Consider the following 15,067-nt stretch of genomic DNA (forward strand, 5'->3'; position numbering starts at 1 on the left):
GGGCCTCCTCAGCGGGGCGCGAGCCGCGGGGAAACCGCGCCCCGGAACTCGCCGAGGACGGCCGCCAGCAGGTCGGGCGTGACGTTGACGTGCTCGATGGTCTCCAGCTTGCCGGCGAGTTCCCGGGCCGCCAGCCCGAGCAGGACGGCGGGCGGCATGTCCCGGTAGATTGCGGCGCGGCGCTGCTCCGCCTCGGCCCGGGCGCCCTCGACGAGCCGGATCCGCTCGGCCTCCGCGGCCGCCTCCAGGCCGCGGGCCTCGGCGACGCCGGCGGCGCGGTCGCGGGCGTTCTCGGCTTCCTGCGCGATCAGCACGGTCTCGCGCCGGGCCAGCTCGGTCTTCGTCGCGAGCTCGTTCTCGGCGATGGCGCGCTCCTTCTCGACCGCTAGGGCGCGCCGCGAGAAGGTCGCCTCGTCGGCCTTCTGCTGCAGGGCCTCGAAGGTCGGCGTCTGCAGGGCGCGCTCCAGCTCGCTGGTCGGCGCGAGGTTGGTGAGCCGCACCGACACCGCCGCGACGCCGATCTCGGCCAGCGCCGGGGCGTCGGACAGCACCCGTTCCAGCACGGCGCGCAGCGGCTCCGGCCCGGCGTCGAGGAGGGCGCCGATCGGGCTCGCCCCGAGATACTGGAGCGCCGCCTGGCTGGCGATGCCGCCGAGGCGGGCCTCGATCCGCTCGATCGGCTCGCCCTGCAGGCGCCCGGTGCGGAGGTCGATCGAGAAGTCGACCCGGCTCGCCAGCAGCTCCGGATCGACGACGTGCCAGCCGATCGTCCCCTGGACCACGACGGTCTGGAAGTCCCGGCTGCGGCCGCGGACGAAGAGCGTCATCTCGCGGTCGTCCACCGGCACCTCGCTGATGCTGGCGGTCTCGGGCCGGAACCAGAAGACCAGACCCCGCCCGCTCTGCCGGACGCGGCCGTTGCGGAAGCGGATGACGTGGCTGCTCGCCTCGCTCCGGAGCTGGGCGATGACGCCGATGTTGCGGACCGTGGCCATGATGGTCTCCTCGAAGCGCTCTCCGCCGAAGTGGATGCCGGTTCGGCTCAAGAGGGCGCGGTGAAACAAAGGCTTAGAACTGGCCTGACCTGTCGAAGCGGAAGAGTTCGGCGGGGCGGAACGCCGTCCCGGTCTCGCGGGCGCCCGTCGGCGCGATCCAGCCCCGGTCGCGCATGCGGCGGCGGAAGGCGGATTTGTTGAGGGGCGCGCCGCGGATCGCCGCGTGCACATCCTGGAGCTGCCGGAGGGTGAAGCTCTCCGGGAGTAGCGCGAAGCCGACATCCGTGTAGTCGAGCTTGCCGCGCAGCCGCTTCACGGCCAGCGCGAGGATGTCGGCGTGGTCGAAGGCGAGGGCGAGGGGGGCGCAGTCCTCCGCCTCGGCCGAGACCGGGCCGCCGGCCTCGCCCGACCACGGCACGACCAGCGTCGCCGCCGCGAGCCCGGCGCCGCTCGCCAGGGCCTCGGCGACGGCCACCTCCGGCAGCAGCGCCAGGTAGGCGACCGAGACGATCCGCATCCGCGGATCCCGGTCCACGGCGCCGAAGGTGTAGAGCTGCTCGAGCCGCGCCCGCCCGATCCCGGCCTTGTCGCGCAGGACGCGCACCGCGGCGGCGTCGAGGGTCTCGGCGATGCCCACGAACCCGCCCGGCAGCGCCCAGAGGCCTGCCTGCGGCTGCTGGCTCCGCCGCAGCAGGAGAGCGGCGAGCCGGCCCGCCCAGATCCCCAGCAGGACGAGATCCACCGCCAGGGCGGGCCGCTCGTAGGCCGCAGGATCGTAGGAAGCCAGGAACTCGGATTCGGTCATCGGTCTTTTCTGCTCATGTTGAGCATAACTAAGACGCAGATTGCGCATAGGTCAAGCCGAGGGTGGATCCGCCGGGAAGCGCCGAGGGGCGCACAGCTCCGCACCGGCTCCGCACAGATCCGCCCGGGCGCGGCCGGCCGGTGCGGTCCGAGCCTGGAAAAGGGCGAAGCTTCTCGTGGCGACGGAGGGGCTGGCGCGGGAGCTTCAGCGGCGAGCCGGCCCCGATCCGCCGGCGCAGGAGGTTTCCCCGATGCCGTTCTTCGCTCCACGATCCGCGGTCGAGCCGCCCCGCAACGCCGCGCTGTCGCCGCTCTTCCTCGCGCTGCTCGCGCTCCTCGTCATGCTAGCCTCGGCCCACGCGGAGCCGGGTCGAGATCGAGGTGGCCTCACGCTGCGCGGGCCGGCCGGCACCGCGCCGGTCGAGGCCGTCCAGCTCGCGACCGACATCAGCGTCGACGTCAGCGGCCCGACCGCCCGGGCCACCGTCACCCAGGCCTTCCGCAACGTCACGGCGGACTGGGTCGAGGGCACCTACGTGTATCCCCTGCCGGAGGACGCGGCCGTCGACGGGATGAAGCTCGTCGTCGGCTCCCGCGTCATCGTCGCCGAGATCCGCGAGCGGGCGGCGGCCAAGCGCGCCTACGAGGCCGCGAAGGCGGCCGGGCAGTCGGCGGCGCTGACCGCGCAGGAGCGGCCCAACGTCTTCACCAACGCGGTCGCCAATATTGGCCCCGGCGAGACGGTGGTGGTCCAGATCACCTATCAGCAGACGATCCCCGTCTCCGGCGAGACGCGGACGCTGCGCCTGCCCCTCGTGGTCGCGCCCCGCTACACTCCCGCCCCCGCCTCCGTGGACGCGGTCTCCCTCGACGGCGTGGCCGAAGCGGCCCGCGACCCGGTTCCGGATCGCGCCCGGATCAGCCCGCCGGTGCTCGACCCGGCCCTGTCCCTGCCGACCAACCCGGTCGCCGTCACCGTGCGGCTCCAGGCGGGTTTCGCGGTCGGCGCCGTTCAGAGCGCCACCCACGCGATCCGCGTGACCGAGACCGGCCCGGAGGCGCGGACCGTCACGCTCGCCGAGGGCGTCGTCCCGGCCGATCGCGACCTCGAGCTGACCTGGGCGCCGATCCCCAGCCGGGTGCCCGGCCTCGGCCTGTTCCGCGAGACCGTGGCGGGCCGGACCTACCTGCTGGCCACAGTGAACCCGCCGACGATCGAGGCCGACGCGGCCGCCCGGCCAGCGCGCGACGTCACCTTCGTCATCGACAATTCCGGCTCGATGTCGGGCGCCTCGATGCGGCAGGCCAAGGCCGGGCTGCTGGCCGGCCTCGGCCGCCTGACCCCGCGGGACCGCTTCAACGTCATCCGCTTCGACGATACCTGGGACGCGCTGCATCCCGAGCCGGTCCCGGCGACGCCGGCGGCCCTGGCGGAGGCTGAAGCCTTCGTCGCCGCCCTGGAGGCCCGCGGCGGCACCGAGATGCTGGCGCCGCTCAAGGCGGCCCTGGCCGATCCCCACCCGGAGGACGGGCGCGTGCGCCAGGTCGTGTTCCTCACCGACGGCGCCGTCGGCGACGAGGAGCGGATCTTCGCGGCGATCCACGCCAATCTCGGGCGCACGCGCCTGTTCATGGTCGGCATCGGCTCGGCGCCCAACGGCCACCTGATGCACCACGCCGCCGAGATCGGCCGCGGCAGCTTCACGGAGATCCGCGACCTCGCGCAGGTCGGCGAGCGGACCCGCGCGCTCTACGAGAAGCTGGAATCCCCCGCCGTCACCGACCTGACCGCGACCTTCTCGGTCCCGGGCGTCACGGTCACGCCGGGCGCGCTGCCCGACCTGTATCGCGGCGAGCCGCTGGTCTTCGCCGCGCTTCTGCCGGGGGCGTCGGAAGGAACCGTCACCGTCTCGGGCCGGGTGGGCGGCAGGACCTGGACCCGGACGCTTCCCCTCGCCGAGGCGGGCGCGGGGGCCGGCATCTCCAAGGTCTGGGCGCGCTCCCGGATCGGCGAGACCGAGACGGCGCGCATCACCGGGCGCCTCGGCGCGGACGCGGCCGACGCCACCATCCTGGCGCTGGCCCTGGAGCACGGCCTGACGACGCGGCTGACCAGCCTCGTGGCGATCGACGCCACCCCGCGCCGCGCGCCGGGCACGCCCCTCGTCGCCGCCGACCTGCCGCTGAACCTGCCGGCGGGCTGGGACTTCGCCAAGGTGTTCGGCACGGACCGGCCGGGCGTCGCGCCCGCCGACGAGGAAGCGGCGCGGATCGTGCCGATCCGGGCCGAGGGTGCGGCCGTCGACCTGCCGCGGACCGGGGCCGGGATCCTGGCGCGGCTCGGCCTGGGCCTGCTCCTCGCCCTGCTGGGCCTCCTGCTGGGCGCCGGCCTGACGGTCGGCGGCCGGCGGACCGGGGACGCGCGATGAGCCGCCGTCCGGTGACCGGACTGGGGAGGGCGCTGGCCGCCCTCCTCACTCTCGCGGGGCTCGGGCTCGCCGCGCAGGCCGCCTGGATCCCCGCCAAGGCCGCCCTGGCGCAGGTGCTGCTGGAGCGCGCCTTCGCCCGCACCCTGGCCGAGGGCCGGCCCGCCCGGCCCTGGCCCTGGGCCGATACCGAGCCGGTCGCCCGGCTCACCCTCGCGGGCCGCAGCTACGTGGTGCTGCGGGGCGGGAGCGGGCAGGCCCTGGCCTTCGGCCCCGGCCACCTGGACGGCACCCCGGAGGCCGGCGCGCCCGGAATCGCGGTCATCGCCGCCCACCGCGACACGCAGTTCGCGGTGCTGGGGCAGCTCGGTCCCGGCGATCCCGTCGCGGTCACCGGCCGCGACGGCCGGACCCTCCGCTTCCGCGTCACCGGCACGCGGGTGGCGCGCTGGGACGCCTCGGGCATCGACCCGCAGGCCCCCGGGCGGCACCTGGACCTCGTCACCTGCTGGCCCCTGGAGGCGCTGCAGGCCGGCCCGCTCCGGCTGATCGTCGAGACCGAGCTTGATCCGGAGGCGGGGCGTTCCTGACGGCTCGGCGTGGACAGTCAGCTTGGCCGCGCTTGCGCAAATGTGCGGTTTCGTGCGGATCTGTGCGGGTCAAGCCCGTGCGAGCCGTGCCTGTGAGCGAGATCGAACTGTCCGAGGCGCAGAGCCGCGCCATTGCCCAGACCGTGCGCGAGGCGCTGGCCCGCCGGCGCATCTCCCGGCAGACGCTGGCCGAAGAGGCCCGGATCAGCATCTCGACCCTGGAGAAGGCGCTCGCCGGTCGCCGGCCCTTCACCCTGGCGACGACGATCCGCCTGGAGGAGGCCCTCGGCCAGTCCCTCCGCCAGGAGCCGGGGCGACCGGCGCCGGAGGCGGCCCGCCACGCGCCCGACGAGCTCGGCTCCTACTCGCGGGAGAGCGTGGCCTGGATCGAGGGGCGCTACCTCACCCTGCGACCCTCGTTCGGGTCCGCGGGCGCGATCTTCGCCTACCGGACCGAGATCGCCTGGGATTCGGACGCGGCCCGCCTCGTGTTCCGCGAGGCCGAGCGGCTCGATGCCCCCTTCGCGCAATCCGGCAGCGTCGCCGTGCCGAGCCAGTCGGGCATGATCTACCTGGTGACCAACTGGCACGGGCAGCACCGCCTCGCGGTGCTGTGCCGCCCGAACATCCAGGGCGAGATGTACGGGGTCCTGACCACCCTCCACGCGGGGCGCGGCACGCAGCTGACCCCGGCGGCGGCGCCTCTGGCGCTGCTGCCCGAGCAGGCGGGCGCGCACGGGTACGGGCGGATCGGGCCGGAGGAGCCGGGCTACGCCCCGTACCGGGCCTCTCTCGCCCGGGTGCACGACGACGGCTACGCAACCTTCTTCAAGGGTGTCGCCTGACGGGATCTGATAGGGAGTGGCCCGGAGGCGCGGAGCGCGGCGGGCTTGGAGCGGGTACCGGGAATCGAACCCGGGTATTCAGCTTGGAAGGCTGCTGCTCTACCATTGAGCTACACCCGCGCGGGCGGACCGTTAGCACGCCGCTCCGCCCGTGAGAAGGTGGGTTCAGGCCAGACCCAGCGCGGCGCGGGCCTCCGCGGGGGTGGCGACGCGGCGGCCGTGACGGGCCACCGCCGCGGCGGCGAGCCCGACCAACTCGGCGTTGCTGGCCGCGAGGCGGTCCTTCGTCACCCGGATGTTGTCCTCCAGGCCGGTGCGGACCGCGTCGGCGCCGCGGGCGAGCGCCCAGTCCATCACGATCGCCTGGTTGCGGCCGATCCCGGCCGCCGTCCAGGTCGCCTCCGGTAGGATCCGCCGGGTCTCCGCGAGCAGGATGTCGAGGAGGTGCTCCTCGGCCGGCATCGCGTTCTGGACGCCCATGACGAACTGTACGTGCGGGCGCGCGTCGATCAGGCCCGCCGCCACGAGGCGCTTGGCGCCGTGCAGGTGCGAGAGGTCGAAGATCTCGATCTCGGGCCGGACGCCGTACTGCTTCATCTGGCTGGCGAGGTCCGTCACGAGGCTCGCGGAATTCTCGTAGACGATCGTCGGGAAGTTCACCGAGCCGGTGGACAGGGAGGCCATGTCGGGCCGGTGCTTGAGCGAGAGACCGCGGGCGGCCGGATCGCGCCCGCGCCCGCCCGTCGAGAACTGCACGATCATCCCCGGGCAATGCTTGCGCAGCCCCTCCTGCACGGCCGCGAACTTGTCCGGGTCGGAGGAGGGCGACTCGTCGTCGTTGCGAACGTGGATGTGGCAGAGCGTGGCGCCCGCCTCGAAGGCTTGGTGCGTCGACTCGATCTGCTCGGCGACGGTGACCGGAATGGCCGGGTTGTCTTTTTTGCGCGGCACGGAGCCGGTGATCGCCACCGCGATGACCACGGGCGCGTCGCTCCGGGATCCTGCCATTCGCCTGTCCTCCCTGCCTCAACGGGCTTCCGCGACCGGGATAGCGCCGTGGGATCCGGATCTGAACCGCCCGGCGCGGGCGGCAGGTCCGTGTGCGGGACATCTCCGGCCAGATGACAGCCTGGACTTGTGTCTCGCGGGCGCTTGCCGCACCTCTCGCTCCGCGAGGCACACGATGAACGACACCGTCCTGGTCCTGAACGGGCCGAACCTGAACCTGCTCGGCAAGCGCCAGCCGGAGATCTACGGCCGCGAGACGCTGGCCGACGTCGAGGCCCTGTGCCGGGAGACCGCCGCGGGCCTCGGCCTCGCGGTCGATTGCCGCCAGAGCAATGCCGAGCACGTGCTGATCGACGCGATCCACGAGTTTCGGGTCGGCTCGGCCGGCATCGTCATCAACGCGGGCGCCTACACCCACACCTCGGTGGCGCTCCTCGACGCGCTGAACACCTGCGAGGTGCCGGTGATCGAGTGCCACATCTCGAATGTCCACCGCCGCGAGGCCTTCCGCCACCACTCCTACATCTCCCTCTCGGCCACGGCCGTGCTGGCTGGGTTCGGGATCCACGGCTACGCGCTCGCCATCCGGCACCTCGCGCATCTGCGGGCCGACAAGCCCCCGCGGGTCGACGGGACCGCTTGAGGCGCGGATAGCGCCGCGATCAGGGTTGACGCTGGCGGAGACAGGGCGGAGGAGGGCGGTCAGGCCTCATTTCCACGCACGCTCCCCGGCCGGACCGGTCCTCTCGGCCCCGGAGAGCGCCCCAAGCGGAGCGCGCACGCCGCATGACCAGTCCCTTCCTGCCCCTCGACCGGACAGTGATCGCCCGGGAGGCGGCCAAGATGTTCCTCGAGATCGAGGCGGTGCTCTTCTACAAGGACGAGCCGTTCAAGTTCACCTCGGGTTGGGCGAGCCCTGTCTACACCGACAGTCGGAAGATCATCTCGTTCCCGCGCCTGCGCTCGGCACTGATGGACTTCGCCACCGCCACGATCGTGCGGGAGATCGGCTACGAGAAGCTCACGCACATCGCGGGCGGCGAGACCGCCGGCATCCCCTTCGCGGCCTGGATCGCCGACCGGATGATGCTGCCGATGCAGTACATCCGGAAGAAGCCCAAGGGCTTCGGCCGCAACGCCCAGATCGAGGGCGAGATCGTCGAGGGCGCCCGGACGCTGCTCGTCGAGGACCTCGCCACCGACGGGCGCAGCAAGGTCAATTTCTGCAAGGCCCTGCGCGATTCGGGCGCCCAGGTCGATCACTGCTTCGTGCTGTTCTACTACGACATCTTCCCCGACAGCGCCGCGCTGATGGAGGAGATCGGCATCAAGCTCCACTATCTCACCACCTGGTGGGACGTGCTGGCGGTGGCCAAGGAGATGGGCACCTTCGATCCGAAGACGCTCGACGAGGTCGAGCGTTTCCTCAACGCGCCGGCCGCGTGGTCGGCGGCCCACGGCGGCATCTCCGCCTTCGGCCAGGCCTGAGGGACAAATCACGATGGGCGTCGCCGAGCTGTTTCCCGCCGAGCGCCAGGAGGCGAAGCCGGTCGAGCGGATCACGATCCGCCGGCCGGACGACTGGCACATTCACCTGCGCGACGGCGCGATGCTAAAGGCGGTGCTGCCCTACACGGCGGCGCAGTTCGCCCGGGGCATCATCATGCCGAACCTCGTGCCGCCGGTGACCACGGTCGCGGCCGCGCGGGCTTACCGGGACCGGATCCTCGCCGCGCTGCCGGCCGGCATGGATTTCACGCCGCTGATGACCTGCTACCTGCGGGACGACACCGATCCGGACGAGATCGAGCGGGGCTTCGCCGAGAAGGTCTGGGTCGCCGCCAAGCTCTACCCGGCTGGCGCGACCACGAACTCGCACGCGGGCGTCACCGACCTCAACGGGATCGCGCCCGTGCTGGAGCGCATGGAGCGGATCGGCATGCCGCTGCTGATCCACGGCGAGGCGACCGACCCGGAGATCGACATCTTCGACCGCGAGGCCGCCTTCATGGAGGGCAGCCTGATCCCGCTGCTCGGCCGCCACCCGGGGCTGAAGGTCACCGTGGAGCACGCCACCACGGCGGAGATCCTCGACGTTGTCCGGGAGCACCGGAGCCGGTGCGCGGCCACGATCACCCCGCACCACCTCGTGATCAACCGCACCCACATCTTTCAGGGGGGCCTGCGCCCGCACCTGTACTGCCTGCCGGTGGCTAAGCGCGAGCGGCACCGGCTCGCCCTGCGCAAGGCCGCGACTTCCGGCGAGGCCTGCTTCTATCTCGGCACCGACACGGCTCCCCATGTCCGCGGCGCCAAGGAGGCGTCCTGCGGCTGCGCCGGCGTGTTCTGCGGGCCTTCCGCGCTCCAGACCTACGTGCAGGTCTTCGACGAGGAAGGGGCGCTGGACCGGTTCGAGGCCTTCGCGTCGCTGAACGGCGCCCGCTTCCACGGGCTGGAGCCGAATGCCGGGACCGTCACCCTGGAGCGCCGGGAGGGCCGCATCGCCGAGGCCGTCACAGTCGACGACACGGCGGTGGTTGTGTTCCGGGGTGAGGAGACGCTGCCGTGGTCGGTGGCGTGACGGCCGCAAAAAGGCTGCAAGCCGTCACCGCTTCGCTGCGCTCGCAAAGACGGTCATCAGCAATCCATCCTTTTAGCTAAAGCCATCTTTGCCTGGATCCGACCTCCGGTTACCGATCTTCCGTCGATCCGGAGGAGGGCAAGATGCAGGACGCGCGACAGGACGGCATCACGGCCATGGGCGCGGTAGACCTCGCCGCCGCCATCCGTGGCCGCGTGATCTCCTGCGTGGAGGTCATGCGCGCCTATCTGGAGCGGATCCATCGGATCAACCCGCAGGTGAACGCCCTCGTGGGCCTCGCCGACGACGCCGCGCTCCTGCGCGAGGCCGAGGCCGCCGACGCCGCCCTGGCGCGCGGTGATGCCATCGGCCCGCTGCACGGTTTCCCGCTGGCCGTGAAGGATCTCGACCCCGTCCGCGGCCTGCGATTCACCCAAGGCTCGCCGATCTTCGCCGACCGGATCGCCGAGACCGACTCGATCATGGTGACGCGCCTGCGCGCCGCCGGGGCGATCTTCATCGGCAAGACCAACATCCCCGAGTTCGGCCTCGGCTCGCATAGCTTCAACCCGGTCTACGGGGCCACCGGCAACGCCTACGATCCGGCCAAGACGGGGGGCGGGTCGAGCGGCGGCGCCGCCGTGGCGGTGGCCCTGCGGATGCAGCCGGTCGCCGACGGCAGCGACCATGCCGGCTCCCTGCGAAACCCCCCGGCGTTCAACAATTGCTACGGCCTGCGTCCGAGCTGGGGCCGGATTCCCGCCGAGGCCAAGGACGTGTTCAGCCCCGGCCTCGGCGTGCTCGGCGCCATCGGCCGCACGCCCGCCGATATCGGCCTGATGCTGTCCGTCCAGGCAGGCTACGATCCGCGTTGCCCGAACGCCATCCGCCAGGACCCGTCCGGTTTCGCGACGCCCCTCGCCCGGGACTTCCGCGGGACCCGAATTGCGTGGCTCGGCGATTGCGGAGGCCAGATCCCGTTCGATCCCGGCGTGCTCGACCTCGGTCGCTCCGCGCTCGCCACCTTCGTGGAGATCGGCTGTAGCGTCGAGGAGGCGGTGCCGCGCTTCGACATGGAGCAACTCTGGCAGGACTGGCTGGTGCTCCGCGCCCTGACGGTCGCGGCGGCGCTCCGTCCGTTCTACGACGAGCCCCGCCACCGGGCTCTGCTCAAACCGGAGGCCGCCTGGGAGGTGGAGCGGGGGCTCGCCCTCGGAGCCGATCGGATCATCGCGGCCCTGGAGGGCCGCACGCGCTGGTACGAGACCCTGCGGCGCTTCGCGGAGGCCTACGACTACCTCGTGATGCCGAGCGCGCAGGTCTTTCCCTTCGACAAAGCGTTGCGCTGGCCCGAGACGGTGGGCGGGCAGGCGATGGACACCTATCACCGCTGGATGCAGATCACGATCCCGGTGACGATGTCCGGCTTGCCGTCCCTCGATGTGCCGGCGGGTTTCGGAGAAAGCGGTCTGCCCACCGGCATCCAGATCGTTGGCCCCAACCACGGCGAACTCGCCTGCCTGCAGCTCGGCGCGGCCTACGACGCCGCGAGCAACTGGGTCCGGCGCTACCCGCCGCCGCTCGCGTGAGCAGCGCCGGGAATAGAAACCGCGCGCCCGGCCTGACGAACGCGTTGACCAGCCTCACATGCTCCGCTATGAGGCCCAACACTTCACGCGCGACCGGTGTCGATCCAAATCGGATCGCTGGCCGCCGCGAGGCGAGTTCGGATATCCGATGACCACGATCCTTATTGTAGCGGTAGCGTCACCGACGGGGCGGCCCTGAGATAGGGCCGCAATCCGAGTGGTGGCGCATGCAGGGTCCCTCGGGACCCTTTTTTATTGCCCGCTTCAGGACGGAGCGGGACCGGCGCAGACGGGATACCGAAGCGGACGGCACGTTCGGGCGAGGCGGGGACCGCCCCGCATGACGAGGGTGCGGTGGGAGAGGGCGGGGCAAGGCGGCGGTCTGAGGACCGCGGTGGCTCCGGAGAGCGCGAGGAGACGAGCATGAGCGGCGAGGTCATGACCGGGGCCGAGATGGTCATCCGGGCCTTCCAGGATCAGGGTGTCGACACGCTGTTCGGGTATCCGGGTGGCGCCGTACTTCCGATCTACGACGCGCTCTTCCACCAGAACGCCGTCAAGCACATCCTCGTCCGCCACGAGCAGGGCGCCGTCCACGCGGCCGAGGGCTACGCGCGCTCGTCCGGCAAGGTCGGCTGCGTCCTCGTCACCTCGGGTCCCGGCGCCACCAACATCGTCACCGGGCTGACCGACGCGATGCTGGATTCGATCCCGCTGGTCTGCATCACCGGCCAGGTCCCGACGCACCTGATCGGCACCGACGCGTTCCAGGAATGCGATACGGTCGGCATCACGCGCCACTGCACGAAGCACAATTACCTGGTCAAATCGATCGACGACCTGCCGCGCATCCTGCACGAGGCGTTCTACGTCGCCGCCAATGGCCGGCCGGGTCCGGTCGTCGTCGACCTGCCCAAGGACATCCAGTTCGCCTCCGGCCTCTACGAGCGCCCGGAGATCGCGAGCCACAAGACCTACCGCCCGGCCGTGAAGGGCGATTCCGACCGGATACGCGCGGCCGTCGAGCTGATGGCGACCGCGCGCCGGCCTGTCTTCTACACCGGCGGCGGCGTGATCAACTCGGGTCCGGAGGCCTCCCGCCTGCTGCGCGAGCTCGTCCGCGAGACCGGCTTCCCGATCACTTCGACGCTGATGGGCCTCGGCGCCTATCCGGGTACGGACGAGAAGTTCCTGGGCATGCTCGGCATGCACGGGACCTACGAGGCCAACCTCGCGATGCACGAGTGCGACGTGATGATCTGCGTCGGCGCCCGGTTCGACGACCGGATCACCGGCCGGCTCGACGCGTTCTCGCCCTTCTCCAAGAAGATCCACATCGACGTCGACGCCTCCTCGATCAACAAGGTGGTCAAGGTCGATATCGGGATCGTCGGCGACTGCGCCTCGGTGCTGGCCGACATGCTGGAGGCGTGGCGCGCCCTGCCGTCGCGGCCCGAGAAGTCCAACCTCGAATCGTGGTCCCAGAAGATCAGCACCTGGAAGGCGCGGGACTGCCTCGCCTACTGGCCGTCGGGCACGATCATCAAGCCGCAATACGCCGTGCAGCGCCTCTACGAGGCCTGCAAGGCCCGCGAGACCTACATCACCACCGAGGTCGGCCAGCACCAGATGTGGGCCGCCCAGTACTTCAAGTACGACGAGCCGAACCGCTGGATGACCTCCGGGGGCCTCGGCACGATGGGCTACGGCCTGCCGGCGGCGATCGGCACGCAGCTCGCGCATCCGGACGGGCTCGTGATCGACATCGCCGGCGAGGCCTCGATCCTGATGAACATGCAGGAGATGTCGACGGCGGTGCAGTACCGCCTGCCGATCAAGGTCTTCATCCTGAACAACGAGTACATGGGCATGGTCCGGCAGTGGCAGGAGCTGCTTCACGGCTCGCGCTACTCGCAGAGCTACTCGGAGAGCCTGCCGGACTTCGTCAAGCTGGCGGAGGCCTACGGCGCCAAGGGCATGCGCTGCGAGAAGCCGGGCGACCTCGACGGCGCCATCGCCGAGATGCTCGCCCATGACGGCCCGGTGATCTTCGACTGCATCGTCGACAAGACCGAGAACTGCTTCCCGATGATCCCATCGGGCAAGGCGCACAACGAGATGCTCCTGTCCGATTACCTCGGCGAGACCGGCGTCGAGCTCGGCGACGTGATCTCCGAGGAAGGCAAGATGCTGGTGTGAGGACGGGCGGCCCGGCGTCACCGCCGGGCCGCGATCCGCCGCTGCGGCGGCGATGGGTCGAGCGACGAGGACGAGGCCGGCGATGAACGCGATGAACACCCACTACCCCGATGCCGTCCGCGTCGAGCCGGTGAACCGGCACACGCTGGCGGTGATCGTCGACAACGAGCCCGGCGTGCTCGCCCGCATCTCGGGTCTGTTCTCCGGTCGCGGCTACAACATCGAGAGCCTGACCGTCTCCGAGACCGAGGAGGCGCGCCATATCTCGCGCATCACCATCGTGACCACCGGGACGAACGCCGTGATCGAGCAGATCAAGGCGCAGCTCGACCGGCTGGTGCCGGTGCACCGGGTCGTGGACCTGACGCTCCAGGGCAACGCCCTCGAGCGCGAGATCTGCCTCGTGAAGGTGAAGGGCGAGGGCGAGCATCGGAGCGAAGCGCTACGTCTCGCCGCCGCCTTCGGCGCCAAGACTTTGGACGCCACGCTCAACTCCTTCGTGTTCGAGCTGACCGGCGCCACCGAGGATGTCGACCGGTTCGTGCGCCTGATGAGCGTGATCGGGCTGGTGGAGATCTGCCGGACCGGCATCTCCGCGATGGGGCGCGGGGCGGAGCCGCTGTAGGTCTCGCAGGACGGTCTTGCCTACACCTGTCGACGTCGGACGGGCGATCGTCCCTGCATGTACGCTCCTCAACGGCCGATCACGTCTGCTATGATGTGGTCTCCGCAAGGGAGGCATTGCGATGGAAGCCAAGGTCGTCCGGTGGGGCGATGACTTCGCCATCAAGCTCACGCCCGTGGAGGCCGAAGAACTCGGCGTCCGTGAAGGCACGACCGTAGAGGTGAAAAGGGCAAGCTCGCCCGCGCCGCGCCCTGTCGTGAACGGGGAGCCCGTCATGACGCTCGCCGAGATGATCGCCGAGATGGAACGCCTCGGCCCCTCGCATCGACCGGAACTGGTCGATTGGGGACCGGATGTCGGTTCAGAGATCATCCGTGACGACTGATTCCGAACCGCTTGAAGCCGGCACCCTCGTCTGGGTTGATCTCAGGCCGAGCCTGGGCCGCGAGCAGGATGGCGTGCGACCGGCCGTTGTCGTATCGAGCAGAGACTTCCACAGGCTGAACGCAACGGCCATCGTCTGCCCGATCACCGGCAACGTGAAACCGTGGCCGACCAAGGTCATCCTGCCGCCCGGCCTCGCGGTCTCCGGCGCCGTCCTGACCGATCAGATCCGGTGTCTCGATCGCGCCAAGCGCGGCTTCCGTCGTGTTGGAGCTGTAACGGACGAAGTTCTGCTCGCCATCCGTATCAAGCTTCATGAGTTGATCGGGATTGCGGTCGTCCCACCGCTCGCGCCGTACCCCAACCAGGAGTCACAGTGACCGCCCGCACCCTCTACTACGCCCCCGGCGCCTGCTCGCTCGCCGCCCACATCATCCTGGAGGAATCCGGGCTGCCCTACGAGGGCGTCAAGCTCGATCTCGCCGCGGGCGACCAGCGGCGGCCGGAATACCTGTCCATCAACGACCGCGGCCGCGTGCCGGCGCTGACCGAGGACGGCTGGGTACTGACCGAGTGCGCGGCCATCATGCGCCACGTCGCCCGTCAGGTGCCGGACAAGGCGCTGTGGCCCACGGATCTCCGCGAGCAGGCCGCCGCCGACGAGTGGCTCGGCTGGCTCGCCTGCAACCACCACATCACCTACGCCCATGTCCGCCGCCCTGAGCGCTACACTGAGGACGAGAGCGCCTTCGACGGCATCAAGGCCAAGGCCGCCAACACCTACGCGGATCTCGCCACCATGACCGAGGTGCGCCTCTCGCACGGCGGCTGGGCCGTGGGCGACCGCTTCAGCGTCGTCGATGCCTACCTGACGGTCTTCTGGTTCTGGGCCAACGGCCCGGTGCTTCGGTTCGACATGGCCGGGCGCTTCCCGGCGTGGACCAGCCATGCGCGCCGCGTCGCCGAGCGACCGGCCGTGCAGGCCGTCTTCGCCCGCGAGGGGCTGCCGCTCCCGCGCTGA

At 71.0% G+C, this 15,067-nt stretch carries 15 protein-coding genes and 1 tRNA gene; 12 read left to right on the plus strand and 4 right to left on the minus strand.

Going from position 1 to position 15,067, the window contains the following annotated elements; all coding sequences use genetic code 11:
• Window positions 1-8: 8 nt before the first annotated feature.
• Together ACXJKQ_RS05310 and ACXJKQ_RS05315 are read right to left on the minus strand one after the other, a co-directional pair.
• Complete coding sequence (locus ACXJKQ_RS05310) at window positions 9-995, minus strand: SPFH domain-containing protein (RefSeq protein ID WP_457104725.1); 987 nt, start codon at window positions 993-995, stop codon at window positions 9-11.
• A gap of 73 nt (window positions 996-1,068) precedes the next feature.
• Window positions 1,069-1,800, minus strand: coding sequence for an NUDIX hydrolase (locus tag ACXJKQ_RS05315; RefSeq protein ID WP_457104726.1), 732 nt, complete (start codon window positions 1,798-1,800; stop codon window positions 1,069-1,071).
• Window positions 1,801-2,050: 250 nt separating this feature from the next.
• Between ACXJKQ_RS05315 and ACXJKQ_RS05320 the strand changes: the two genes are divergently transcribed.
• The 3 genes from ACXJKQ_RS05320 to ACXJKQ_RS05330 all read left to right on the plus strand — a co-directional run bounded on the left by ACXJKQ_RS05320 (window position 2,051) and on the right by ACXJKQ_RS05330 (window position 5,660).
• Complete coding sequence (locus ACXJKQ_RS05320) at window positions 2,051-4,228, plus strand: marine proteobacterial sortase target protein (protein ID WP_457104727.1); 2,178 nt, start codon at window positions 2,051-2,053, stop codon at window positions 4,226-4,228.
• Complete coding sequence (locus ACXJKQ_RS05325) at window positions 4,225-4,815, plus strand: class GN sortase (protein WP_457104728.1); 591 nt, start codon at window positions 4,225-4,227, stop codon at window positions 4,813-4,815. The genes ACXJKQ_RS05320 and ACXJKQ_RS05325 overlap by 4 nt, the downstream gene beginning before the upstream one ends.
• Before the next feature lie 92 nt (window positions 4,816-4,907).
• Entirely contained in the window at window positions 4,908-5,660 is a 753-nt protein-coding gene (locus ACXJKQ_RS05330) for a helix-turn-helix domain-containing protein (protein ID WP_457104729.1), read from the plus strand.
• 46 nt (window positions 5,661-5,706) lie between these two features.
• On the opposite strand, the gene ACXJKQ_RS05335 is transcribed toward ACXJKQ_RS05330, so the two are convergent.
• Together ACXJKQ_RS05335 and ACXJKQ_RS05340 are read right to left on the minus strand one after the other, a co-directional pair.
• Window positions 5,707-5,780: transfer RNA gene (locus tag ACXJKQ_RS05335), tRNA-Gly, on the minus strand.
• 45 nt (window positions 5,781-5,825) lie between these two features.
• Window positions 5,826-6,668, minus strand: coding sequence for a 3-keto-5-aminohexanoate cleavage protein (locus ACXJKQ_RS05340; RefSeq protein WP_457104730.1), 843 nt, complete (start codon window positions 6,666-6,668; stop codon window positions 5,826-5,828).
• A gap of 175 nt (window positions 6,669-6,843) precedes the next feature.
• Here ACXJKQ_RS05340 and aroQ point away from each other — a divergent pair, with 175 nt between their 5' ends.
• The 9 genes from aroQ to ACXJKQ_RS05385 all read left to right on the plus strand — a co-directional run bounded on the left by aroQ (window position 6,844) and on the right by ACXJKQ_RS05385 (window position 15,067).
• Entirely contained in the window at window positions 6,844-7,311 is a 468-nt protein-coding gene (gene aroQ, locus ACXJKQ_RS05345; protein WP_457104731.1) for a type II 3-dehydroquinate dehydratase, read from the plus strand.
• A 143-nt stretch (window positions 7,312-7,454) separates the two neighbouring features.
• Window positions 7,455-8,156 carry an orotate phosphoribosyltransferase gene (locus ACXJKQ_RS05350; protein WP_457104732.1) on the plus strand — a complete coding sequence of 234 codons (702 nt, stop codon included), beginning with the start codon at window positions 7,455-7,457 and terminating at the stop codon, window positions 8,154-8,156.
• Between the two features lie 13 nt (window positions 8,157-8,169).
• Window positions 8,170-9,249 carry a dihydroorotase gene (pyrC, locus tag ACXJKQ_RS05355; RefSeq protein WP_457104733.1) on the plus strand — a complete coding sequence of 360 codons (1,080 nt, stop codon included), beginning with the start codon at window positions 8,170-8,172 and terminating at the stop codon, window positions 9,247-9,249.
• A gap of 143 nt (window positions 9,250-9,392) precedes the next feature.
• Window positions 9,393-10,838, plus strand: a complete 1,446-nt coding sequence (locus tag ACXJKQ_RS05360) for an amidase (protein ID WP_457104734.1) — start codon at window positions 9,393-9,395, stop codon at window positions 10,836-10,838.
• A gap of 423 nt (window positions 10,839-11,261) precedes the next feature.
• Window positions 11,262-13,037, plus strand: coding sequence for an acetolactate synthase 3 large subunit (locus ACXJKQ_RS05365; RefSeq protein ID WP_457104735.1), 1,776 nt, complete (start codon window positions 11,262-11,264; stop codon window positions 13,035-13,037).
• Between the two features lie 82 nt (window positions 13,038-13,119).
• Entirely contained in the window at window positions 13,120-13,662 is a 543-nt protein-coding gene (ilvN, locus tag ACXJKQ_RS05370) for an acetolactate synthase small subunit (RefSeq protein ID WP_210032530.1), read from the plus strand.
• 121 nt (window positions 13,663-13,783) lie between these two features.
• Window positions 13,784-14,047, plus strand: coding sequence for an AbrB/MazE/SpoVT family DNA-binding domain-containing protein (locus tag ACXJKQ_RS05375; protein ID WP_457104736.1), 264 nt, complete (start codon window positions 13,784-13,786; stop codon window positions 14,045-14,047).
• Window positions 14,037-14,426, plus strand: a complete 390-nt coding sequence (locus ACXJKQ_RS05380) for a type II toxin-antitoxin system PemK/MazF family toxin (protein WP_457104737.1) — start codon at window positions 14,037-14,039, stop codon at window positions 14,424-14,426. Before ACXJKQ_RS05375 ends, ACXJKQ_RS05380 begins: the two co-directional genes overlap by 11 nt.
• The gene (locus ACXJKQ_RS05385) at window positions 14,423-15,067 is read left to right on the plus strand and encodes a glutathione S-transferase family protein (RefSeq protein WP_457104738.1); all 645 of its coding nucleotides are present in this window, start codon (window positions 14,423-14,425) and stop codon (window positions 15,065-15,067) included. Before ACXJKQ_RS05380 ends, ACXJKQ_RS05385 begins: the two co-directional genes overlap by 4 nt.

It is taken from the genome of Methylobacterium sp. P5_C11, assembly GCF_054049775.1.

What these genes read in the sequence shown, in the direction of transcription:
- ACXJKQ_RS05310 (WP_457104725.1), bottom strand. Translation starts at nt 995, where the DNA reads ATGGCCACGGTCCGCAACATCGGCGTCATCGCCCAGCTCCGGAGCGAG.
- ACXJKQ_RS05315 (WP_457104726.1), bottom strand. Translation starts at nt 1,800, where the DNA reads ATGACCGAATCCGAGTTCCTGGCTTCCTACGATCCTGCGGCCTACGAG.
- ACXJKQ_RS05320 (WP_457104727.1), top strand. Translation starts at nt 2,051, where the DNA reads ATGCCGTTCTTCGCTCCACGATCCGCGGTCGAGCCGCCCCGCAACGCC.
- ACXJKQ_RS05325 (WP_457104728.1), top strand. Translation starts at nt 4,225, where the DNA reads ATGAGCCGCCGTCCGGTGACCGGACTGGGGAGGGCGCTGGCCGCCCTC.
- ACXJKQ_RS05340 (WP_457104730.1), bottom strand. Translation starts at nt 6,668, where the DNA reads ATGGCAGGATCCCGGAGCGACGCGCCCGTGGTCATCGCGGTGGCGATC.
- aroQ (WP_457104731.1), top strand. Translation starts at nt 6,844, where the DNA reads ATGAACGACACCGTCCTGGTCCTGAACGGGCCGAACCTGAACCTGCTC.
- ACXJKQ_RS05350 (WP_457104732.1), top strand. Translation starts at nt 7,455, where the DNA reads ATGACCAGTCCCTTCCTGCCCCTCGACCGGACAGTGATCGCCCGGGAG.
- pyrC (WP_457104733.1), top strand. Translation starts at nt 8,170, where the DNA reads ATGGGCGTCGCCGAGCTGTTTCCCGCCGAGCGCCAGGAGGCGAAGCCG.
- ACXJKQ_RS05360 (WP_457104734.1), top strand. Translation starts at nt 9,393, where the DNA reads ATGCAGGACGCGCGACAGGACGGCATCACGGCCATGGGCGCGGTAGAC.
- ACXJKQ_RS05365 (WP_457104735.1), top strand. Translation starts at nt 11,262, where the DNA reads ATGAGCGGCGAGGTCATGACCGGGGCCGAGATGGTCATCCGGGCCTTC.
- ilvN (WP_210032530.1), top strand. Translation starts at nt 13,120, where the DNA reads ATGAACGCGATGAACACCCACTACCCCGATGCCGTCCGCGTCGAGCCG.
- ACXJKQ_RS05375 (WP_457104736.1), top strand. Translation starts at nt 13,784, where the DNA reads ATGGAAGCCAAGGTCGTCCGGTGGGGCGATGACTTCGCCATCAAGCTC.